This window comes from Phaeodactylibacter xiamenensis, from assembly GCF_965229835.1.
In the GTDB taxonomy this organism is placed as follows: Bacteria; Bacteroidota; Bacteroidia; order Chitinophagales; family Saprospiraceae; genus Phaeodactylibacter; species Phaeodactylibacter xiamenensis.
Genome location: NZ_OZ245931.1, coordinates 2,143,170 through 2,164,161, shown reverse-complemented (window position 1 = coordinate 2,164,161; position 20,992 = coordinate 2,143,170). Strand labels below are relative to the sequence as shown.

Genomic DNA, 20,992 nt, shown 5'->3' with positions numbered 1-20,992 from the left:
CCGAAACTGGCCTGTATGGCGCTGCTTAATAGAGTTTATTAACGCAAATTTTGTATGTCTCTGAATGGTCTTTTTCACCAGCTCTGCATCTCGTCCTCACCTTCGTAGCTTAGGCTACGAGGTTCCGGGCGTTCTTTGATCTGGCAAAAAATACTCATCCATACCCTATACAAAACCTACCTTAATAAACTCTAATGAATGGTTTTTTTGTACTACATGGTACAGTTGGAAATCAATACGTTGCACAATACTAAGGTTTAACAGGAGCCGTGTACCTTCCGTTGCCGGCAGGCAGGCGAGGACCGTACGCACGGTAATATGATGAGGGTAAAGCAGGAGGGCGTAGCGTCCTGCTTTATCCCTACTCAATTCAAGCTGTATGCCGCTCGTGGCAGATCTCTACTACTCCACCTTCACCACCTTCTCCTGCTGCAACACCCGCCCGGCAGAGGTATACTGCAAAATGTATAGCCCGCCCGGCAAGCCGCTGGTGGACAGCTCTGCGGATTGTGCCCCGCGCTGTAGGCGCTGGTGCAAAACTTGCTGCCCCTGTAGATTGAATAAGCGCAGCGCTGGCTCCTCGTAGCGGATGGCGTTGAGGAACTCCACTTGTATAGGGCCCCGAGCCGGGTTGGGGTAGGCTTTGAAGAAGACTTCCTTAAGCGCCGTCTCTCCCGTGCCTGGGATTTCCTCTACGCTGACGTAAAGGATGCTGTCTTGACAGCCGGGGGTGATGCAGCCATCGGCATCGGTCTTGACCAGCCATACGTCGGGGTCGGGGATGGGGTTGATGCTAAAATCTTGTATATAGCTACAGGCGATAATACCCCCATCGGAAGTTTCGGCAACCGCATTAAATGGTTGAGTGTCTGAAGGCAGATGCAGACCTTGGTAGTACCGTTTCCATATCAGCTCCCCATCGGCAGAGACCCTGGCCATCCAGGCTCTGTCTGAATCTTCTGAAGAGAGGCCTGCTCTAGGGGCTAATCCACACATTACAATATCCCCATTCTCTGTGACCGTCATATTCATGATCCCCGCGCTGCGCCAATCCAGGTATTTATACTCCCATATGACTTCCCCATCGCTGTCCAATCGTCTCAATAAAGGCCCTTCATCCGGGTGCACAAAGGGCTGCTGTATGGTATCGAAAGCCCAGCCCGTGACGAAGCCGCCGTCCGGGTAAGGGGCAATAAGGGCGGGCCAGTCATCCGATCTATCCACCTCATCGTAGGTGCGCACCCATTCCACTTCTCCTTCACTTGTTAGTTTTGCCACATGATAAGCTCTTCCGTAGTTGGACCAATCCAGTCCAGTGTAAAAAGCGAGCATGATGGAGTTGTCGTTTAGGATGGCGAGCTGACCGACAGTGGCATAGTCTATGCTATCTTCGATGGTTGTACTCCAGAGCATTTCCCCTTCCCCATCGGTTTTAATAACCGTACAATCCGAGAATCCCCCGAAGCTGCCTCCCTGGACTGCTGCAATAAGGTTCCCATCGTTATCTTGCTCTATTTCCACGGCTGAGTCCCAAAATGGTGCATAATACGTTTTCAACCATAGTGTATCTCCCCATTTATCCATTTTAGCAATGAAAGGAAGCTTATCTTCTATTGTAAGCCTACCACAAGCGTACATAAATTCCTCATTGCTATCAATAGAGTAATCAAAAATAGTATAATCCTCTACGTCATAATTGTACACTCTATGCCAAAGGCTGTCCCCGTAATTGTTTATTTTAAATAGGATAGGACAGTACTTAAAGTCTTCGTTACAATAGGTGCCACAATCTACATAAACTCCGTCTCCCACTGGGAATACCTTGAACGCGTTTTCTCCTGCACCATTGGTCAAATCATAGGTGTTGTGAAAGGTAGGCTGAGCAATACCCGCTATGGAAATGCATAAGCCAACAATCAATAATTGAAATTTCATGTCAAAATATATTGAACCTGCCCGGGCAGCATTAATTGGTTGCCCAGGCAGGTAAATGAGTCAAGAATTTTAGTTAACGGATTATCAATTGCTGTTGATAGCTTTCACCACTGCCAGCTTTGCTAGCTCGCATGAAATACAGCCCGGAAGGCAGACCTTGTAGTTTGATCTCCACTTGGGAGCCTTGCACTTGCAAAGTTTTCACACCAACTCCATGAGCACTAAATAGATCAATTGTCCAGTTTGCATCAGGTTCGCCAGGTAATAGCACACTAACCTGGTCTTGAGCCGGGTTAGGGATTACAGAAATTTGCTCTTTGCTCTCTTTGAGTTGAGAGGCAGGTAAGTGATTTTGATTAGACTGCATCAGCCCTTCTACCGTATCATCTTGGGCGATAGGCAGGTGAAATTGTGCTCCTGTCAGCCTACCCAACAATGCGCGGCTATACGTATAGGTAGCCGAAAGTGTATCCTCTGCCAGAAGTTGGAGGAAGGCCTCGTCTCCGTCCGAAAGCGTGTAATCTATGGGGTTAGAACGGTAGGCTACTTCCAGTTCCAACAGATCAGCAACGATTGATTGATCATCAGTCTCAACCGGTAATGCCTGTAAGTAGGCTTGTGCTGCTTCGTAACCTGTTACCCCGGAGGCGCTCCAATAGCTAAACATAAGCAATAACATTGTCAGAAAAAGCCCGCGGGGGGGGTGAAAAAGCGTAAAGATTCATATTAAAATAGTTTATTAAGGTAAATAATAGGTTGAGCGGTGTAATTGAGCTTTCGCGTAGGCTAATTGAGCGCTTTCTTTGTTGTGCCTAAAGGTACACTAATTACAGTGGCATTTCAGGAATGGGGCGCTGTTTATTTTGCTCACCCTGTGTTTTGTCACCAGGGCGACAATGTTAAAAAGCGCTTTCGTGAACCATCTCAATTATTTGTCCGCATAGTACTTACCACCAAAACCTATAGCACCCTCTCCAATTAATCAACAGTTCCGTATGCTTCCACATCACCGGCAATGAAGCCTTTCAAGCGTCGTACAATGCGGAATAGTGGAAGGAAGAACAAGCTCGCGCCCAGGCACAGGGCTGGTAATTGGCCAAGGGTAGGGGAGGCGTGCATTTGTGGCAGCTTCATCAATCAGTTAATAATTCAGAGTCGCTTTTAAGGAGTACTATGGCCCGGGTGGGAAGATAGAGATCGGGAGGAGCGGCAAGCCTGCCTGGAGTCTTACTACACTTATAAGATCGACTCAATGGCGTTGAGGTTCTACCACGAAGCCTTTAATCGAAAAAATTGACAAGGCTAATTAGATACGCAGGTTTGCGCGTTTTTATTGCGGTTTGCCGGGCGCAGGCCAATATTTTAGGCTGCAATTTTTGAGCTGATCTATCGGTATGCCGGAATTCATACCCCCTTTCTCCTTGTTAACATTGCACCTTTGCTATCATTTGCGTATCTTACCAAAAATCCGGACGCGCCCGTTCGCTCCTTTCTCTGAGGTGGATGGTTTACTTCCGCATCAGTTCTGCGCTCGCGTTTATTCGGTTGCCCGATAGATATGCCTGTTGCTGCTTTTTGAGGACTTGTGCTTCGGAAAGACGGAGGCTTTATGCCCTGAATCTGGCACACTTGATGCTTTATTTTCTTAACCGATAAATATATTACCTATGAAAAAAAGGCTGCACAGCAAAGACGATGAAGCGGCCTCTATCGCATTAGATGGTGAAGGCGGCTTGTCCGTACTGGGCAAAAACGGGCTGTCCGGCGGCAAAACAGAATACATGCTGGTGCGGTATGCGAAAAAAGAGCTGACCATACCTCCGGGGGATGGGGCTGCTTCGCCAGCATTGGCTTTTACAGAGCAGCGGGGGCAGCTGACAGATACTTCCGGTACTTCGGTAGAGGGTGTGCGCTTTTACAGTACAGGTAGTTTTCCGCCCTTGTATGTGCAGAACGACACACTAAGCTTTGTGACCGCCAGCGTAGACACGAGCAGCGCTACGCCAGACACTTTGCACCGCGTTGACATTACGTTTTTTGACAGCAAGACTTCCCTGATGAGCGCAGCCGGGCTGGACAAACTGGACAACTACCGAAATTATTATCTGGGGCACATCCCGGAAGGCCGGTCACGTGTCGGCCAGTACGGCAGGGTAGCGGTAACAGACTTATATGACGGCATCCACCTGCAAATGTTTGCTGATGAGAGCGGCATAGTGTACTACTTTGTCATAGAGCCGGGCGGGGACCCCGCAGATATAGAATTGGAGTTCAACGGCCAGGATGCCCTTTCCCTCAACGGCAGCAAGCTACAGGTAGGCAACTCGGTGGGCAGTTTTGACCTTCCGGCCCCAAGTGCCTTCCAGGTCAACAGCCAGGGGCAGGAGGTATCTACGGTTTGGGCCCCGGCGTACAGCATCGCGGGCAACCGGGTGAGCTTTAGCAGTACGGGGACTTATGACAGTGGAGAGGTGCTGGTTATTGAATTACGGCGAGGGGGAGCAACCGCTCCAGGTTTAACTGGTAACCTGGACTGGTGCACTTATATAGGAGGGTCTGCTAAAGGCCTGTATCAGGATGAAGCATTGAGTGATATTGACAGTGACGGTGAGCATATATATGCATTAGGAATCACAAATAATTTAGATTTTCCTGTAGAGACAGGGGCTATTGTTGACTTTTCAGAAAACAAAGAAAGTGTGTTGTTGAAATTTTCAACAGGTGGAGTTTTACAATGGGGTACTTTCTATGGAGGAAGCAGTGTTGAGAGTAGTTCTGCATTATTATCAGATGGGTCTAGGGTATACATAGGAGGTAGCACTACTAGTAATGATTTACCGCTACTTTCATCAGGGCCTAATGCTTATGTAAATAGTTCTTCTGGAATAGGAGGTTATCGAGGGTATTTGGCGAGGTTTAATTCAGAGCTTGGTCAATTAGCTTGGTCAACATATTTTGGTGATAATAATGCTAATTTTAATGAAATAAATGCTCTTGCAAAGAACCCTGTAACCTCAGCTCTAATGGTTACTGGAAATGCAGGAACTGGTTCAAATTTTCCTCTTTTGGATATCGGAAGTGGTTTTTTTGAGTCAAGTGGGCTTGAATTCTTATCAGAATTTAATATTGAAGAAAAAATAATTTGGTCTTCAAGGTTCGGCTCGACGAGCTGTGATATTTTTGATATTAAATATGATTCAAAAGGTAATTTATTTCTTACAGGAGTAGATAAAGACCTAACCTCATCATCAGATGATCTTCCTATTATTGGAAGTGGAACTACTTATACCCAAAGTCACACGAACGAAACTCTCAATGATGCAATTATTGCAAAAATTGATACTGATAGAGAGCTAGTTTGGAGTACGTTTTTTGGAGATTTAGGGAGTGATTCTGGTCGGTCCTTGGCTATTTCCAATGATGATAAAGTCTTTCTTTTAGGTCAGGTTCAAGGGGGCTTTTCAGCGTTCCCTCTATTAAACTACTCTTCTAGTTCTTATTTCGATGATATAAGGAACGATAACGATATGTTTATAGCGCGATTTTCAAATAAAGGTGAACAAGAATGGACTTCTTATTTTGGCGGGAGTCAAAATGATTTTGCATCTAAACTTGTTTATGATGAGGACAATGATCTTATTATTGTTGCAGGAATAACCCAAAGCACTGATATATCATCATCCTTTTTTAGTTCATCACTTTATCCAATAGTCCGTGGCAAATCAGGCGGCAATTTTGCCGATAGCCCTGAAGCGCTCGCGGATGGAATTAATTTTTGAAAGCTGTGCGCCGATGCCGAACGTGGCAATAAATCGGTCCAGCAATAAATCGTTGGCATACTGGGTTTTAACGTCTGCCATAGAAAACGCTTTGCGTTCCTGCGGCGGGGCGCTGAGGTAGTATGCTGCTTTAGCAAGCGATACGGCTGTGAGGGCCGTGTTGATATGGAAGTGCAGCTTTTGCGGACTGCGTGCCTGGCAGTGGGCCAGCCCTGCATGTTGCTTGCCATCCCTGTACAGGAACTCAATCTGAAAGCGGCACTGATAAGCGTGCAGTACCTCTGCGCCATCCATGCCCGTATCGGTGCAGGCATAAATCTTCGCGGATTTTACTTGCCCCTGATCGTCCAAGTGATGTACGATGACAACTTTAGCGTTGCGCTTCCAAGACTGTACATTTACAGTGGCCTGGTAAGCAACCCACGAACCGTCTTCTGCTTGTGCGCATGGCGTGAAATGGTCTTCGCGAAGGGCATAAGGATTGATCCGGCCGTCATATGTTTTAGGGCGCCCCCTTCTTCTTTTCAGCCTTGGCCCATTATAAAGGTAGCGCAGCCTTGCATCCTTGCGCAGGCGGGTGATCAGTTGGAAACCTTCGCCAAGCAGCGTATCCACGAAAGGCTCCCTGGCGAAATAGGCATCCGCAGTGACATACTTGGAAAGCCTCAACAGGGCTTCTTTGCGCTCACAAAGGATACGGGCATAGAAAGCAAGCTGCGATTCCCCCTCTTTCAGGCCTACTGTCTGGACGGCTTCGAGATGGAGGGCTGCTTTGTCCGCCAGGTCCACAGCAGCTATACCCGAAAACTCCAGGCCGCGCAGCTCGCGGCCGGCGCAGCCAGAGTAGAAGTAGCCTATACCCGCTGTATGCTTGCCGCTCTTTGGTACAAAGCAAGGGTCAAAAGCAATAGCCAAGTGCTGCCCAAGCTGTTGCGAAGCCAGCTCAGCATTGAACTCCAGCCAGCTAAAGGGGCGGGCGAAGTTCTGCCGGTAGGTATCTTCCCCGTATTCGCCCCAGCGTGAAAGGTTAGTGAAGTTGTACCGGCCTCGCACGGCTAGCCATAATGGAAACAAGTGCAGCATAAATCGGTATTGCCAACGGTTATTTGTAGAAATTTTTCGTAATATTTGTTCCGTGAGTGCTTTGACGCTCATAGGGGCAAAGTTGGTTTGAGTGTGTAGGAACTCCCAAATTACAACTTTCCCCTTTTTTATGCCTATGCGTCATTTTCCCCACGGACTATTGTTTATCAACAAGATGATTTAAATACTAACGGGCAGGATGACTCACTAGATGGAGTCTTAGTAACGTTTGATAGTGATTTGGCTCAGGGGTGGACTACTTATTTTGGAGGTTATGGGGATTTAGCACAATCAGGAAATGATATAAATGATAGAATTTTTTCTGCCACAATAACAGATGGCTCCTTGTTTATTGTGGGGTCATCAGGGGCATATAGTCCGAAATTGCCAGTGCAAGATCCAGGTGGAGGAGCTTACTACCAACCAGAACTTTCAGGTGATATTGGAGTTGATGGGTTCATAGCAAAATTAGATCTAGATGGGAATTCTATTACCAATTTGAAGGATGAAGAGTTAATTGGTAATCAAATTAAAGTATTTCCCAACCCTTTTAAAGAGAGTATAGAGGTAATAGTAATGAATGAGAGTCATTTTCAATATGATTACAGAGTGTATGATTTATCAGGCAAGCTTATGTTTTCTGGAGAATTTAATCAGGCGAGGTTCAATATACCTCTAAGCTCTATTCCTAAAGGACTATATTTTCTTGAAGTTCGGAGCACCGAAGGAATCGCTATCAAAAGAATAGTTAAACAATAAAATGACTTATTGCCATTGGCTTTTATAATTGAAAGCCAATGGCAATATCAATAATGACTTATGAAAGTAAAGACATCGTCGATTTCAATATTCATATTCGTATTTTTTTGTTCTAATTTAACACTTGCTCAAAACTGGCAAACCCTGAATGGTGGAACGGATTGGAATGTGGCAGATCTCTTTGCAGATACTGTTTCAGGGCAGTTATTCATTTCTGGAGCATTTCAACATACAGGGAATATTGAAGCTAATGGAGTTGCAGTTTGGGATGGTAGCGAATTTGAGACTTTTGGAACAGGGGTCGATAACTGTATTACTACGTGTCCTGTAGTCGTGAGTGTAGCCATGTGGCAAGGTGATTTGTTCTGCTCTCCGACAAGTTATAGTATGGGAGGCGTTCTTGATCCAAAAGGCTTAATGAGATGGAATGGAGAAATGTGGAATAAAGTTGGTGGGGGATTATCTTTTCTGAGTGGCAACAATGGCCTTGTTTATGATTTTTTACCACAAGATTCAAGTTTAATCCTGTTAGGTGGGTTTCAATTAGCGGGAACAGACACTGTTTATAATGTAGCTAGGTGGAATGGTGAGCAATTAACTTCATTAGGGTTTCCCTATGCAAATCCTGAGTTAGGAATCATTGGAAAAGTACAGTCTGGACTAATTAAAGATGGTACTCTTTATGTTGGTGGTAACTTTCAGAAAGAGTTAGGAATTGAAAATACAATTGATTTTGCATGGTTTTTTAATGGAAATTGGCATCAATCAGACCAGAACATCAAGGGAGGAAATGATGATATCGGTAAAATGATAACCTACAAAGGTGAGATTTATGTTGGTGGTAACTTTCGAGTTTCTTCAGGAAATGCAGGCAATGCTATAATGCGTTTTCAAGATGGTATATTTGTGGATGTTGGAGGCAGCTTTGATTCAGAGCTAGCTAACATTAGAGACATGGTGGTATTTGACGGTAAGCTTTTTGTTTTTGGGTTGTTCAATTCTGTAGGTGGTGGAATACCCGCTCAAAATATCGCCTCTTGGGACGGGGAAAAATGGTGTGGGTACGGGTTCGATTTTGACCATCTTATTCGCACAGCAGAAGTCCTAGGAGATCGTTTATATATCGGTGGCCCTTTTGACTCCATTAATTATCAGCCCTACAATCATTTAGCATTTTGGGAAGGTGAATTGGAGCCGACCGTATGCGGTAATCCGGTAAATACAGCTCCCATAGAGAAAAGGACCAAAATACGATTAAACCTCTTCCCCAACCCCACCTCTTCTGCCCTACATATACAACTACGGTACGCCCAATCCACCCAAGGCAAGCTCCAAATCGAGAACCTGTCCGGTCAAACCCTTCACACCGAAACCCTTGATATAAGCCCTACCCTCCAAAGTTGGCAGGTCAATGTGGCGGACTGGCCAAGTGGAGTGTATGTAGTACGTTTGCAGGCAGGGTCGGAGCAGGTGGTGCGGAAGTTTGTGAAGGAGTGATGCTGTTGTGATAACCTAAAATTTAGAACAATCAAAAAATGAAGTTATGAAGTTTTGTACTGCCTTGTTATCTCTGATTATTTGTTTTCAATGGACCAATATTGAAGCTCAAGGTATCTGGGCTGCAGATATGACTAAAAAGGTTTCAAACCAAACAGTCACTGTAAATGTGCGAATTTTCCGTAAAGGAGATGTTAAAGACAGCATTATGCTGGATTGGGGAGATGGCACAACGGAGGTGATCTCACCACCAGCCGTAGAATTTCTCAGTATTGGGCTGAATCTGGAAACCTACTTTGGGATTCATATCTACGAAGAGCCCGGAATATATGAAATTAGTTTCAGGGATTCCTTTTTAGTAGATGGCGTTGTTAACATTGAGGAATCGGGGAATAAATCGATCCATCTGGTAGACAGTTTGAATGTATTTCATGGGGACAGTCTATTTGATTACAATGATGCCCCTGAACCGTTGGGGATTCCAGCGGAAAGCCTTCAAAATGAAGGGAGGATGGTGTTTTTTTACAACCTCCACCAAACAGACATTCTTTTCCACCGTGAGAAATGGCTATTTGAATTAGCCCCTTTTCCCAGTGAAGGCTACACTTTTCCTGAATATACTGATTCGCTAGCCAACTATGGCGCTACTGTATTTTGGGATAGGCCAATAACCACTGGAATTTATGCATTTAATCTGAAAGCGAGTGAGTTCTTAAATTTTGCATGGCACGATTTAACCTTCTTGAGTACGACCAACCGGCTAATGATGGTCGAAATTGATAGCTCTCTTTTGGTAAATAATATTTTGCAGCCTATCCCTATTGATCAGTTGACTCTTTTTCCAAACCCTGCTTATTCCACTTTAAATATACAGCTCCAACAAAGCCATGCCACCCAAGGCAAGCTCCAAATCGAAAACCTGGCCGGTCAAATTCTTCACGCCGAAGCTCTGACTTTAAGCCCAACCCTCCAAAGCTGGCAGGTCGATGTGGCGGACTGGCCAAGTGGGGTATATGTGGTGCGCTTGCTGGCGGGGGCGGAGCAGGTGGTGCGGAAGTTTGTGAAGGAGTAAATCCATTTTTTATTGGATGAAGACATTGCTTGAGGGAGGACTCAGGGTTGCCTTACCAGTGCCTCAAGTCATAGATCTCTGATACTTAAGTTGAAGTTGTTTTTCGACTAATCGAGGCGAAGGTTCGCGACTTTAGCCCGAGCTAAAGGAGCGGTTCTTCAACGAAGAGTAGGCGGAAAAGAACGAAACTTGGGGTGTCAAGGATTTATGGCTTGAGGCACTAGATTAATTGGCCGGCGCGGGTCTAAAACCAGCCCGCACCAAGCCCACGGAACGGCCAGGGAATTCCCAGTAAGATGAGCAGCAGTCCGATCAGGTAGAAAACAAATACTGCCTTGCCAGCGGCAGTAGCATCCGCTTTGCGCTTTCCACGGCTGTAGCCAATGGTAATCAGGATGATGGCGAGCAGCATCGTCACCAAATGCTCGACCGTGTAGAAGCGGGTGATGTCGTTTTTCATAAATCCATCCTCAAAGTTGACTTTTACAATGGGAGCATATACAAAATACAACAGCAGCCCAATAACCAGCTGTACGTGAGTCAGGATCAGGCCAATGAGTGCAGAGGGCTTATTAAAAGCCTTGCCATTGCGCCAGGACTGAAAGCCTTTGATAATGGCATAGATGAGCGCCGCGAGCAGTAGCCATCTCAAGCCCGAGTGCGCGTGTTTTAACATGTTATACATAAGTTCAAGTTTTGGTCAATGGTGTAAAGGATACGGGCAAATCTACTATTTATGTGCCATTCTCTTTAGCTTTCGGTGCTGTAATTGGTATTTGGTAATGTCGTTGTAATCTTTGAGCCTGTACTCAACTTTTCGGGGGGCAGTCAATGTTCTACAAAAGATTTTATTCCTTGCTTGCGACAAAGGTATGAACTTATGAAGTTTTGTACATTTGTGCCCACAAAAGCTATCAGCCATGAAATTATCCTGGAAAGGAATCTGGAATTATAAATGCCCCCGCTGCGGGGAGGGTGATCTGTTTAAAAAGCCTTTTAAATGGACCGACCCCATTGACATGCATAAGGAGTGCCAAAATTGCAAGCTGGACTTTGAGCCGGAACCGGGCTTCTACTTCGGTGCGCTCATTATTTCCTACGGCATTTCGTCATGGATGCTGTTGCTGCCGGCGCTGCTCCTGGTACTGTATTACGACTGGTCCGTTATGGCCGCCATGGGCTTTACCCTGGCTTTCGCAGCCTTGACCTACTTCAAAATTATGCGGTTGTCCCGATCGCTCTACCTTCATTTCTCCATGCGCTACGACAAGAGCCTGGAAAACTCAGAAAACTCTGGCTCGAAGTACGACAAGACGATCTTTTAATCTATTTCATCGTACATTTAGCGGAAAAACATAACCATGCGTCTGTTTTTCCGCTTGCTTTTGCTCAGCTTTTTCCCTGTTGCAGCCCTGGCCCAGCCCGCTACCAATAGCGCTCCCCTTGAGATTGATCGCATTATGCAGGGCGAGCGCTTCGTAGGCTTCCTGCCGGAGCGAATTCAGTGGCACCCCAACAGCCAGGAAGTCTTTTTTACCTGGAACCCTGAGCAGGATACCTTGCGCTCCCTGTACAGTGTGAAACGGGGAGAAGAAAAACCGGCACCTGTGAGCCCGGAGCGGCAGCGGGAACTACCTGAGCCGGGCGCACATAATTCTGACTACACGCTCATGGCTTACGCCAAAGATGGCGACCTCTTCCTTTATGATATTGCAGCCGATAGCAGCCGGCAGCTGACCCACACCGGGCAGCGGGAGTCCGCCCCTTCCTTTACTTCGGATGACAGGCAGATCATTTTCACCGCCGACCGCAATCTCTTCGCCTGGCATTTACAGGAACAGCGGATTGAGCAGCTCACATACTTTGAGAAAGGCAGCGGCGGCGGCAGCGGGTCCCCTGATGCACAGCAAACATGGCTGGACGAACAGCAAATGGAGCTCTTCGAAGTCCTGCGCTGGCGGGATGCTCAGGACCGGTTGGAAAAGGAACGCCGGGAAGCCCTGCGCCCGGATCGCCCTCAGGTCATTCATTTGGGCAGCAAGTCGTGGAGTAATCTTCAGCTTAGCCCCGATCAGCGCTTCGTGACGCTCCGGCTGCGTACTGATGCCACAACAGAAAGCACACAGGTGCCCCATTTCGTTGACCCAACGGGCTATCTGGATATCAAAAAAGCACGCCCAAAGGTGGGCCATTCTCAGGATACTTACGAAATGGGCGTTTACGACCGGCAGCGGGATACGTTCTACACCGTTTCGACCCTGAGCCTGGAGGGCATTTACGACAAGCCTGCCTATCGCATGGCCGTCTACGGAGATACTGCCGCACAGTATGAATCTCCCAGAGCCGTCCTCCTGCATGGCCCGGTCTTCAGCGATCAGGGCAGGGCAGTGGTCGTCGTCCGCGCACTGGACAACAAAACCCGCTGGATTGCAGAGCTGGACCTGCCGACCGGTCAGCTCCGGCAAATTGACCGACAGCAGGATGATGCCTGGGTGGGAGGTCCCGGTATTTCCGGCTGGAATTTCTCAACCGGAACCTTGGGCTGGCTGGATGAGCAATCCATTTTCTACCAGTCAGAAGCCACCGGGTACTCACACCTTTATACCCATAACCTGGATACCGACGAGCGTACTGCGTTAACAAGTGGCGATTTTGAAATCCGTAACGCACAATTGTCCCGCGATAAGCAAACTTTTTTCATCATCGCTAATGCGGAAAGCCCCTTCGAGCAGCATTTTTATCACTTGCCTGTTAAGGGAGGCTCTTTGCAGAAAGTCACGGACGCGCCAGGGAAGTATGAGGTGGAAATCGCACCGGATGAAAAGACCCTCGCCCTGCGCTATTCCTACAGCAATCAGCCCTGGGAACTGTACCTGATGGACAATCAGCCGGGCAGTGCAATGCGCCGGGTCACTGAATCCACCACAAAGGCTTTTCAAAGCTACGCCTGGCGGGAGCCTGAAATCATACGCTTTAAGGCATCAGATGGGGCAAGCGTGCCTGCCCGCCTGTACCGGCCAAAGAAAGGCACGAAGAAAGGCAAAGCCGTCATTTTCGTTCATGGAGCGGGCTACCTTCAAAACGTACACCGGTGGTGGAGCAGCTATTACCGGGAGTACATGTTTCATAATTTGTTGGTGGACAATGGCTTCACGGTATTGGACATCGACTACCGGGGCAGTGATGGTTATGGCCGGGACTGGCGGACCGGGATTTACCGGCACATGGGCGGCAAAGACCTTAGCGATCAGGTGGACGGTGCTGCCTACCTGGTGGAAACGCTCGGCATTGACCCGGAACGAATTGGCATTTACGGAGGCTCCTATGGGGGCTTCATTACCCTGATGGCGCTATTCACTTCGCCTGGCACATTTGAATGTGGTGCGGCCCTGCGTTCGGTAACCGACTGGGCGCACTACAACCATCCTTATACCTCCAACATCCTCAATACACCGGTGGAAGATTCCATTGCCTTCCGCCAAAGCTCACCGATCTACTTCGCAGAAGGGCTGGAGGACCGCCTGCTTATCCTCCACGGCATGGTAGACGACAACGTACAGTTTCAGGATGTAGTGCGACTGTCCCAGCGCCTGATTGAGCTGGGTAAGGAAAACTGGGAATTGGCCGTATTTCCGGTAGAGCCCCACGGCTTCATCGAGCCCAGCAGCTGGACGGATGAGTACCGGCGTATTTTTAAGCTGTTTCAGGGTATGTAAACCTACTCTTTGAGAAAGATATAACCGCCTTTCTCAGCACCCCAAACCTGTGCTCCGGATGCATCAAAGCCCCGGTCCCAGCTGACGATTTTTCCGGGTATGACAGTGACTTCGGAAGTAGCATAAGCCGCTCCCCTCAGGGTGCTTTTGCAGCTGTCCCCCTCTGTACTTCCGGTGTAAGAGCCGTCAGCTTGTTGGGTTAGGATGACCGCGCAGCCTTCACGCAGGCGCAGGTCATCTTTGGATAGCGCGTTAAAGCTTTCCGGTACCTGCCAGTCGCCGACCAGGTCATCTTCATTATCTACGGTGTAGACGATGCTTTTGAAGGTCTTTTTGTCCACCTGTTCCAATTGGTAGATGCGCTGCCGGTAAGGTTTGGCAGGCATGGCACTCACGGCTTGCTCTACGTACAGCCAATGCCCCCGGTCCTGCCAAATGGGGTACATGTGCAGGGTGATATCGTAGAAGGCATCGTCTTCGGCAGCCTGAGCAGCGCTGGTAAAGGTGCCGGTCATCGCTTGCTGTAGCTGGTCAAGGGCCTTGGTGTTTGCTGTGTCGGTGGTGGATTTGGTGGTATTGCAGGCTGAAAGTAGCAGGGCTGTTGCCAGGGTAAACAGGTAGGGTCTCATTTTTTGAAGGTATTAATTGGTTTGTTAAATGGTCAGTTGGCATGGGGTGAAAGTGCAGCTCTGATTCTTACCTTGGGTAGCGTTTGGCAAACCGCAGCCGTTGCCGGTAGGGGAATACGTCAAAGAGGTAGCCTGCTTCGAGTTTCTTCTGGGTGTCAATCCAGAAACCAACATCGTAGAGGTCGCCATGCAGGCGGTAAAAAATATCCCTGATGTCGCGCCGCCCAATCAGGAAACGCCGGAACTCCTCCGGAAAAATGTCATTTGGGCCTACCGAGTAGAAAGGCTCTGAGGAGAGTTCTTCTTCGTAGGTTTCGGCCTCGGGGATGCGCCGGAAGTTGTAGTCGGTTAGCGGGCCAATTTCGTCGTAGTCGTAAAAGACGACCCGCTTCAGGCGTGTGACACCAAAGTTTTTGAGCAGCATATCGCCCGGAAAAATATTGACCGCAGCCAGTTGTTTGATCGCCTTGCCATAGTCGTTGATGACCTCCTCTGCTTCCTCTGTTGTAGCCTGATCGAGGAAGAGGTTGAGCGGGATCATCTTTTTCTCAATGTAGAGGTGCTTGATCTCCACGATATCGCCTTTGATTTTGACCTTGGAAGGGGCTTCTTCCATGAGGTACTGCAGGAGTTCATCCGAAAACCGGGACCGCTCAAACAGGAACTGCTCAAAGATGTGGCTGTCTGCCATACGCCCCACCCGGTCGTGGAAAAAGACCATCTCGTACTTTCGCTTTACTTCATCCTCTGTCACTTGCTTGGGAGCGGCGAAGCGGTCTTTGATCACTTTGAAGACCATATTGTAGGATGGGGTGGTGAAAACCGCCATCACCATCCCTTTAATGCCCGGCGCGTGGTCAAATTTATCGAGGGTACGCTCCATGTGCCGCAGGTAGTCCCGGTAAAGGACGGTTTTACCGTGTTTTTCGAACCCAATGGAGTTATAGAGTTCGCCCAGGCTCTTGGTGGGCAGTATAGATTTCAGGAAGTCGACGGTTTCGCTGACAATATCCACGTCTACGAGAAAGTAGGACCGGTTGTAGCTGAAGATGGAGGATACATCGTTGTAGTCGAGCAGGAGTGCATCCGCAAAAATGCCATTTTCCTTATGCAGGAGCGGAATGATAAACGGGGTGATCCGGTCTTCCAGGTGTAGCCTGCCCACGATATAGGCGCCTTTGTTGCGGTAAAATACTGACTTGAGCAATTCAATGCGGGCGTGGCGGGGCAATTCTCCGGGGGTCAGGCTTTCCCGTAAGGTATCGCAGATGTACTGAATGTCCCGCTCCATGTCTTCCCATTGAGCATCAAAAGTGAAAAAGTGGAAGACCTGCCGGAAAATATGTTCCAGAGGTTCAATCAGGAAGAACGTTTGATGAATGGGTATGGTAGAGCGGAACTCCCGGTAAGTAGCTGTTGCAAGGACAAACATGAGGTCTTTGTCGACACTAAGGCCCCGGTGGCTGTGCCTGAAAATGGAATTGTAGAAAGTCTCCGCAATATTCCGCGTGGCAAAATTGCTGACTTCCTCCAGATAGTATTGCTTGATTTTTTTCCAGGTGTCGTCATCACTCGACAAGCTGCCCAGTAATTTGACCACTTCCTTGGTGGTTTTGCCCACCTGATCCCGGTAAAGGGTTAGCCGTTCGCGGGCATCGGCCTGCATGCCCCTCCAGTCGCGGTGCTCGAAGCGGATCTGGGCGCGTTTGGTAACACGCTTGTAGTTATAGTAGTATTGCTGATAGCTGCGCAGGATGAGGTGAGCAGTGTCATAGGGTAGTAGTTTTTCAAACATAGCAGCAAAGGTTTAGCCAACAATTATACGTTCGAGAACGTCTCCTACCAAATAGGCAACACCAGCAGCCAAAGCACCCAGTGCCAGGGTTTCCAGTACGCCTTTCCATATGGAGGTTTCTGTAACGTAGCTTTTTAGTCCGCCAACAGTGGCAAACCCCAGGCAGGTCAGCGCACAGGTAGTCCAGAACAAATCGCCGGAAAACGGAAAAAAGTAATCATAAAGATACAAGGCCAGCGGAATGAACCCCACCAGGATAAACGCCACATAGGTGACGGCACCAATGGCCAGTGGCGAGCGGCGTTGCTCCATCATGAACAACTCCTCTTTCATCATTACATCTGCCCAACGGTCCTTGTCAGCCGTGAGGATGTCCACCACCTGCTCCAGCAGTGGCCCATCAAAGCCTTTTTGGCGGTAGATTTCCCGTACTTCCTCCCGCTCCTCTTCCGGCTTATGTTCAATTTCCCAGTATTCGGCTTTTTTATGCTTCTCGTAGTTGTGGGCTTCGGATTTTGCCGAAAGGTAGGCTCCCACAGACATGGAGAACCCATCTGCCAGCAAGTTGGCGAAACCTAGGATGAGAATCACAGAGCTGTCCAGCCCTGCCCCAACGGAGCCGGCAACCACCGCAAAAGTGGTCACGCTGCCATCAATACCTCCGTAGACAAACTCGCCCAGGTAATCCTGATGCCTTTGGAGGAAATTAGGGGCACTTGGTGCTGCTTCCATCACATGCGGTTATTCTGTGGGCATATCCTGATGCTGAAGTTCAGGCCCGGGGCTTTTTTTCGGGGCTTTCTCGCGGATACGCTTTGAAATATCCCGGTCGTCGGCCAATGCACTGAACCAGGTCACGAGGCGGCTGCGTTGCTCGTCCGTAAGGCGGGCTTCAGCATGGGTGAGCGGGTAGGCTTTCAGGGGCATATGCCCTTCTTCTACTTCTTCGGCACATTCCTCTGCTTTGTGGGCGCGCTTCTCTGCATCGTAGGCGGTCCAGGCAGAGAAATTAAGATGTTCCCGGCCTTCGTCCACATGCCCCTTCAGCCACCAGCCAACGGGTTGTATGTTAGCGTACCAGGGGTAGGTAGTGTGGTAGGAATGACAATCGTAGCAGGCATCTTTCAATAGCTGTGCCACATCCTGCGGAGGTTGCACGGCAGCAATCAGGTCTTGCCCGTTGGGAGCAGTCGGGTTGGCCTTGTCGATCTGGAAAAACTGAAGTGCCACAAGAGCCCCGAGCAATCCCAGAAGAATTCGCTTAACAAGTGTAGACATGGTAATTGGTTTTAGTCCTCAGCAAGGTAGTTAAAACTGTTTTTCCGAGCAAAAAATCAGGGTGGATTGAGTGGTAATTGCCGGGCTATATTTCCCGATGGCCATCCTGTCCTTAATACCAGTAATTTGGATATTACCGGCGTCCACTCAGGAACTCCAGTTCCAGGCGGAGCAAGTGGTAGTCCCTTAAGTTATAAATCCATTCGAGTTTAGTTTGCAGGCCTTGTTCAAGGTTTACGACGTAGTCGTGGTAGTCTACCGCTCCGCTTTTATAGGCTGATTCTGCTGACCGGATCTGCTCGTCTGCCAGCGGGAGCAGCTCTTTTTTTGAAAATTCCAACAGGTTTCTCTGAGCCAGGAATTGGGTAGTCAGTTCCCGCCTTTTGTTCTCCAGTGCCCTTTCGGTGGCATCGAGTTCAGCGACCTGAAGGGCGACAGCTTTTTCAGCGCCCTCTATTCTGGATTGTATGGCTTTGCGGCTAATGGGCAGGCTTAGGCCTAGCTGATAGCCCAAAAAGGGTAGTGTTTCGTTGATCATTTGGAGTTGTCCACCTGCCAGGATTTTTGGCATTAGCTGACTGCGCTCACGTGTGATATGTGCTTCTGCGAGCCGGACTTCCTGTTGCTTTTTAAGCAGGTGAGGGTGCCCGCCGCTGACATACCAGTTTGGGGTGGGGGCAGGTAAAGGCAGGGAGTCTGGCAGAGCGTAAAAGACGGAGTCTGAGTGAAGCCAGTTGTTAAAAAGGGTATGAGCGAGATCGTAAGCCTTTTGTGCTTCTTTTTGTTCGAGGCTGGCTTGTTTTTGCTTGCTTGTGGCAGAGAGCACCGGTATTTTCCCGGTTTCGCCAAATTCAAACCTGGCTTGCGCAAGATCGACGAGCCGGCTCATCAGCTCCTGTTTTTCCCGGTAGTGCTGCTGAAGGTTTTTTGTGAATACCAGCTGGTAGTAAGCTTTGGAGACTTCCCGCCTGAGTTCCCAGTCGGTCAGTTCTAACTCAGCGTTGCCCAGCAAAACGGCTTCCCGGAGTGCTTCCTCCCGCATTTTTGTTGTACCCGGCCAGTCAAAAGCTTTGAGAAAGCCCGCGCTGTGCAATCCGGTAGCTGGGTTTGCGGGGTCGACCATACCGCCTGCTATAAATAGCTGGGTGGAATTGCTGGGCCGTGCCGTGCCCATCAGCGCCTGAAGCCGTTCCAATGCTCTTTGGTCACGCTTGAGCTCAGGGTAATTCCGTTGGGCAATAGCCATCGCTTCTTCCAGCGTTACCGGAAAGCGGGCTTGTGCCGCCAAAGTACCTGTGTTGAGTATTTGAAGCAGCAAGGCCAGAAGGAGGCTCAGAAGAAGTGAGGAGTTCGTTTTCATGGTTCGTTTGGACGTTGATCTCGCTGCAAAAGTAATGCCCTTTTTCCGAAGCTTCAGAAAAAGGGCACTACTGTAGTTGATGAAGTGGGCCGGATTAAGGCTTAAGGTCGGTCTTTTTGCCCTGACAGCCTCCTGCTCCCTGCCCCTTTTTGCCACTGCAGCAAGCTTTGCCGGATTGGCCGGCCTGTTTGCCTGCGCAGCCAGCCTCTGCTTGTTGTTTATTGCCTTTACAGCCCTGCTGGCTCTTTCCCTTGCAGCCTTGCTGATTTTTGCCTGGCTGACAGGCTTTCGTGCTGCCCCTCATGATGGCATCGTAGTCGGCCGTGGTGATGTAGCTGGGCACATAAGCTTCACCTGCCTGTTCCAGGTTTTGAGAAAAAGCAACGAGGTGGTTGTTCGAAGCTTCCATAAGGCGGGTGTAGGTGGCTTTCAGGTTGGCATTTTCGGTTTCAGCAATGGCTGTTTTCAAATCTCTAATGTCCATTTCTTCAATCAGCGCACCTACCTGGAAGGCAGCAGTAAGCGATTGCTGGCCTTTTTGAGTCAGGTCGAGATAGGACTGTTGCAACGCAGCATTGCCATACAGCCCTCTTTCGCCCGAACGTACGGCTTTTGACATTTTTATGCCGTAGCGGTCCGCGAGCTGTTTAATCATTTCCAGGTGGCGCTGTTCCGCTGCTGCAATTTGCGTAAAGGCCTGAGCTTCCCACCGTTCTGCCATATCCATATAGACATCATAGGCCAGTTTTTCTTCTTCCGCCATCCGGGCCAGGGTTGCGCCTTCCTGTTGGTTGAGGACCAGTTTTACCTGTGCGCTGCCCAGTTGCAGGGATAGAACGGCTAATAAAAATACCAAGGTCTTTCTCATGGGTTCTGCTTTTACCGGAAAGGTAGGGCAGGCCCAATAAGGAGGCACTAACCCTGGTCATGCTCAGCGGTGATATAAATCATTCTTTTTGCTGCTCACGGCAGGGCTACGGAGCGGGGGCGGGTGGAAAGGGCGTGGAGAAAGGCTTTGAGTTGATTCCTTTCCGTTTCGGTGAGCCCGAGTGGCTGCAGGATGGGGGAGTGGGCAGGCTGCCTTGTACCGTCCAGCCTTTTGGGGATGATCTGCGGCATGCCCTGATCGTACATAAAGAGGACTTCGTCCAGTTCCACGATGTTGCCGTGGTGGAGGTAGGGGCCTGTAAAGACAACGTCTCTTAGGCTTGGGGTCCGGAATTTACCCATGTCCAGACTGTCGCCGGTGATGTTGAACAAGCCGAGGTCCTCTCCAGGGCGGCCAAAGTGGGACTGCCCGTTATTGTGGAACTGCTGGTCGGTCAGAAAGGGGCCATTGTGGCAATTGATGCATTTAGCTTTAGTGCGAAAAAGGTGCAAACCGGCAATTTCATCGTCGTTCAGCGCACTGTAGTTGCCTTCCATAAAACGGTCAAACCGGCTCTTACGGCTGCGGATACCCCGCTCAAAGGTAGCCAGTGCCTGAGCAATGCGCTCCACGGTAACCTCCGGGCTGCCAAAGGCCTCCCGAAAACTTTGCCGGTAGGTCGAGTCAGTGCTTAACTCTGCTGGCAGGCTTGCTAAATCCTGATTCATCTCGATGGGGTCCTGAATCGGGAAAAGGGCCTGCTCTTCCAGTGTAGCAGCTCTGCCATCCCAGAAAAAAGTTTCCCAGTGCCCTGCATTGAGCAAAGTAGGGGCGTTGCGGGTGCCTAACTGACGATCGTGCCCAAAGGAAGTCCGCCGCCCATCGCCCCAGCCGAGCTCAGGGTCATGGCAGGTAGCACAGGCAATTTGGTTGGAACCGCTCAGCACAGGGTCAAAAAACAGTCGTTTGCCGAGTGCAGCCCTGGCCTTGGAGTAGGGATTGTCAGGCGGGTAGGTTACTGCGGGTAAAGGGCCGAGTTCCCGGAAAGTACCGTTAGAATCCAGGGTAGGAGCGGGCCATTCCGCTGCAGGCCGGCTGTAGGCGTCGCGCAGGTCGGTGGCAGGCTTGCTGTACCGTGCTCCCAGAGCAACCAGCGTAGCCAGAATCAATAACGGGATGCTGTATTTTGGAAGATATCGCATTATTAAATTAACCACTGCC

At 49.2% G+C, this 20,992-nt stretch carries 18 protein-coding genes; 6 read left to right on the top strand and 12 right to left on the bottom strand.

Annotated features, from left to right (window positions below):
- Positions 1 to 402 precede the first annotated feature (402 nt).
- From ACO08I_RS07970 to ACO08I_RS07960, 3 genes are all read right to left on the bottom strand, one after another.
- Positions 403 to 1,935: a T9SS type A sorting domain-containing protein gene (locus tag ACO08I_RS07970; RefSeq protein ID WP_421949009.1), complete on the bottom strand. Its 1,533-nt coding sequence runs from the start codon at positions 1,933 to 1,935 to the stop codon at positions 403 to 405.
- A gap of 73 nt (positions 1,936 to 2,008) precedes the next feature.
- Positions 2,009 to 2,602 (bottom strand): T9SS type A sorting domain-containing protein, encoded by a 594-nt coding sequence (locus ACO08I_RS07965; protein WP_421949008.1) that lies wholly within the window; start codon positions 2,600 to 2,602, stop codon positions 2,009 to 2,011.
- Between the two features lie 311 nt (positions 2,603 to 2,913).
- Positions 2,914 to 3,069, bottom strand: a complete 156-nt coding sequence (locus ACO08I_RS07960; protein WP_160213991.1) for a hypothetical protein — start codon at positions 3,067 to 3,069, stop codon at positions 2,914 to 2,916.
- Positions 3,070 to 3,602: 533 nt separating this feature from the next.
- Here ACO08I_RS07960 and ACO08I_RS07955 point away from each other — a divergent pair.
- The gene (locus ACO08I_RS07955) at positions 3,603 to 5,714 is read left to right on the top strand and encodes a hypothetical protein (RefSeq protein WP_421949007.1); all 2,112 of its coding nucleotides are present in this window, start codon (positions 3,603 to 3,605) and stop codon (positions 5,712 to 5,714) included.
- Here ACO08I_RS07955 and ACO08I_RS07950 read toward each other — a convergent pair.
- Positions 5,658 to 6,797 (bottom strand): transposase, encoded by a 1,140-nt coding sequence (locus ACO08I_RS07950; RefSeq protein WP_421948965.1) that lies wholly within the window; start codon positions 6,795 to 6,797, stop codon positions 5,658 to 5,660. The two genes, ACO08I_RS07955 and ACO08I_RS07950, sit on opposite strands and share 57 nt — an antisense overlap.
- Positions 6,798 to 7,037: 240 nt before the next feature.
- Here ACO08I_RS07950 and ACO08I_RS07945 point away from each other — a divergent pair, with 240 nt between their 5' ends.
- Genes ACO08I_RS07945 through ACO08I_RS07935 form a run of 3 tightly spaced genes read left to right on the top strand, consistent with a single transcriptional unit; the run spans position 7,038 to position 10,125 of the window.
- Complete coding sequence (locus ACO08I_RS07945; RefSeq protein ID WP_421949006.1) at positions 7,038 to 7,556, top strand: T9SS type A sorting domain-containing protein; 519 nt, start codon at positions 7,038 to 7,040, stop codon at positions 7,554 to 7,556.
- A gap of 60 nt (positions 7,557 to 7,616) precedes the next feature.
- Positions 7,617 to 9,053 (top strand): T9SS type A sorting domain-containing protein, encoded by a 1,437-nt coding sequence (locus ACO08I_RS07940; protein WP_421949005.1) that lies wholly within the window; start codon positions 7,617 to 7,619, stop codon positions 9,051 to 9,053.
- A 46-nt stretch (positions 9,054 to 9,099) separates the two neighbouring features.
- The gene (locus ACO08I_RS07935; RefSeq protein WP_421949004.1) at positions 9,100 to 10,125 is read left to right on the top strand and encodes a T9SS type A sorting domain-containing protein; all 1,026 of its coding nucleotides are present in this window, start codon (positions 9,100 to 9,102) and stop codon (positions 10,123 to 10,125) included.
- A gap of 244 nt (positions 10,126 to 10,369) precedes the next feature.
- Here the strand turns inward: ACO08I_RS07935 and ACO08I_RS07930 are convergent, their stop codons facing one another.
- A complete protein-coding gene (locus ACO08I_RS07930) occupies positions 10,370 to 10,810 on the bottom strand; it encodes a cytochrome B (RefSeq protein ID WP_421949003.1) in 441 nt (146 codons plus the stop codon).
- 235 nt (positions 10,811 to 11,045) lie between these two features.
- Between ACO08I_RS07930 and ACO08I_RS07925 the strand changes: the two genes are divergently transcribed.
- Entirely contained in the window at positions 11,046 to 11,450 is a 405-nt protein-coding gene (locus ACO08I_RS07925; protein ID WP_282784593.1) for a DUF983 domain-containing protein, read from the top strand.
- A gap of 36 nt (positions 11,451 to 11,486) precedes the next feature.
- On the top strand, positions 11,487 to 13,841 hold the full coding sequence (locus ACO08I_RS07920) for a prolyl oligopeptidase family serine peptidase (RefSeq protein ID WP_421949002.1): 2,355 nt from the start codon (positions 11,487 to 11,489) through the stop codon (positions 13,839 to 13,841).
- A gap of 2 nt (positions 13,842 to 13,843) precedes the next feature.
- Here ACO08I_RS07920 and ACO08I_RS07915 read toward each other — a convergent pair whose 3' ends face one another.
- From ACO08I_RS07915 to ACO08I_RS07885, 7 genes are all read right to left on the bottom strand, one after another.
- Entirely contained in the window at positions 13,844 to 14,470 is a 627-nt protein-coding gene (locus ACO08I_RS07915; RefSeq protein WP_421949001.1) for a chromophore lyase CpcT/CpeT, read from the bottom strand.
- Positions 14,471 to 14,537: 67 nt separating this feature from the next.
- Positions 14,538 to 16,265: a bifunctional isocitrate dehydrogenase kinase/phosphatase gene (aceK, locus tag ACO08I_RS07910; protein ID WP_282784598.1), complete on the bottom strand. Its 1,728-nt coding sequence runs from the start codon at positions 16,263 to 16,265 to the stop codon at positions 14,538 to 14,540.
- A gap of 12 nt (positions 16,266 to 16,277) precedes the next feature.
- Positions 16,278 to 16,997, bottom strand: a complete 720-nt coding sequence (locus ACO08I_RS07905; protein ID WP_421949000.1) for a VIT1/CCC1 transporter family protein — start codon at positions 16,995 to 16,997, stop codon at positions 16,278 to 16,280.
- Positions 16,998 to 17,006: 9 nt separating this feature from the next.
- Positions 17,007 to 17,543 carry a heme-binding domain-containing protein gene (locus tag ACO08I_RS07900; RefSeq protein ID WP_421948999.1) on the bottom strand — a complete coding sequence of 179 codons (537 nt, stop codon included), beginning with the start codon at positions 17,541 to 17,543 and terminating at the stop codon, positions 17,007 to 17,009.
- Between the two features lie 133 nt (positions 17,544 to 17,676).
- A complete protein-coding gene (locus ACO08I_RS07895; RefSeq protein ID WP_282784604.1) occupies positions 17,677 to 18,903 on the bottom strand; it encodes a TolC family protein in 1,227 nt (408 codons plus the stop codon).
- A gap of 94 nt (positions 18,904 to 18,997) precedes the next feature.
- Positions 18,998 to 19,771, bottom strand: a complete 774-nt coding sequence (locus tag ACO08I_RS07890; protein ID WP_282784606.1) for a DUF2202 domain-containing protein — start codon at positions 19,769 to 19,771, stop codon at positions 18,998 to 19,000.
- Positions 19,772 to 19,866: 95 nt separating this feature from the next.
- Complete coding sequence (locus ACO08I_RS07885) at positions 19,867 to 20,973, bottom strand: cytochrome-c peroxidase (protein ID WP_421948998.1); 1,107 nt, start codon at positions 20,971 to 20,973, stop codon at positions 19,867 to 19,869.
- Positions 20,974 to 20,992 lie beyond the last annotated feature (19 nt).

Excerpts from the sequence above, each read along its gene's own strand:
- ACO08I_RS07970 (WP_421949009.1), bottom strand. The coding sequence starts at position 1,935 with ATGAAATTTCAATTATTGATTGTTGGCTTATGCATTTCCATAGCGGGT.
- ACO08I_RS07965 (WP_421949008.1), bottom strand. The coding sequence starts at position 2,602 with ATGTTTAGCTATTGGAGCGCCTCCGGGGTAACAGGTTACGAAGCAGCA.
- ACO08I_RS07960 (WP_160213991.1), bottom strand. The coding sequence starts at position 3,069 with ATGAAGCTGCCACAAATGCACGCCTCCCCTACCCTTGGCCAATTACCA.
- ACO08I_RS07955 (WP_421949007.1), top strand. The coding sequence starts at position 3,603 with ATGAAAAAAAGGCTGCACAGCAAAGACGATGAAGCGGCCTCTATCGCA.
- ACO08I_RS07950 (WP_421948965.1), bottom strand. The coding sequence starts at position 6,797 with ATGCTGCACTTGTTTCCATTATGGCTAGCCGTGCGAGGCCGGTACAAC.
- ACO08I_RS07940 (WP_421949005.1), top strand. The coding sequence starts at position 7,617 with ATGAAAGTAAAGACATCGTCGATTTCAATATTCATATTCGTATTTTTT.
- ACO08I_RS07935 (WP_421949004.1), top strand. The coding sequence starts at position 9,100 with ATGAAGTTTTGTACTGCCTTGTTATCTCTGATTATTTGTTTTCAATGG.
- ACO08I_RS07930 (WP_421949003.1), bottom strand. The coding sequence starts at position 10,810 with ATGTATAACATGTTAAAACACGCGCACTCGGGCTTGAGATGGCTACTG.
- ACO08I_RS07925 (WP_282784593.1), top strand. The coding sequence starts at position 11,046 with ATGAAATTATCCTGGAAAGGAATCTGGAATTATAAATGCCCCCGCTGC.
- ACO08I_RS07920 (WP_421949002.1), top strand. The coding sequence starts at position 11,487 with ATGCGTCTGTTTTTCCGCTTGCTTTTGCTCAGCTTTTTCCCTGTTGCA.
- ACO08I_RS07915 (WP_421949001.1), bottom strand. The coding sequence starts at position 14,470 with ATGAGACCCTACCTGTTTACCCTGGCAACAGCCCTGCTACTTTCAGCC.
- aceK (WP_282784598.1), bottom strand. The coding sequence starts at position 16,265 with ATGTTTGAAAAACTACTACCCTATGACACTGCTCACCTCATCCTGCGC.
- ACO08I_RS07905 (WP_421949000.1), bottom strand. The coding sequence starts at position 16,997 with ATGGAAGCAGCACCAAGTGCCCCTAATTTCCTCCAAAGGCATCAGGAT.
- ACO08I_RS07900 (WP_421948999.1), bottom strand. The coding sequence starts at position 17,543 with ATGTCTACACTTGTTAAGCGAATTCTTCTGGGATTGCTCGGGGCTCTT.
- ACO08I_RS07895 (WP_282784604.1), bottom strand. The coding sequence starts at position 18,903 with ATGAAAACGAACTCCTCACTTCTTCTGAGCCTCCTTCTGGCCTTGCTG.
- ACO08I_RS07890 (WP_282784606.1), bottom strand. The coding sequence starts at position 19,771 with ATGAGAAAGACCTTGGTATTTTTATTAGCCGTTCTATCCCTGCAACTG.
- ACO08I_RS07885 (WP_421948998.1), bottom strand. The coding sequence starts at position 20,973 with ATGCGATATCTTCCAAAATACAGCATCCCGTTATTGATTCTGGCTACG.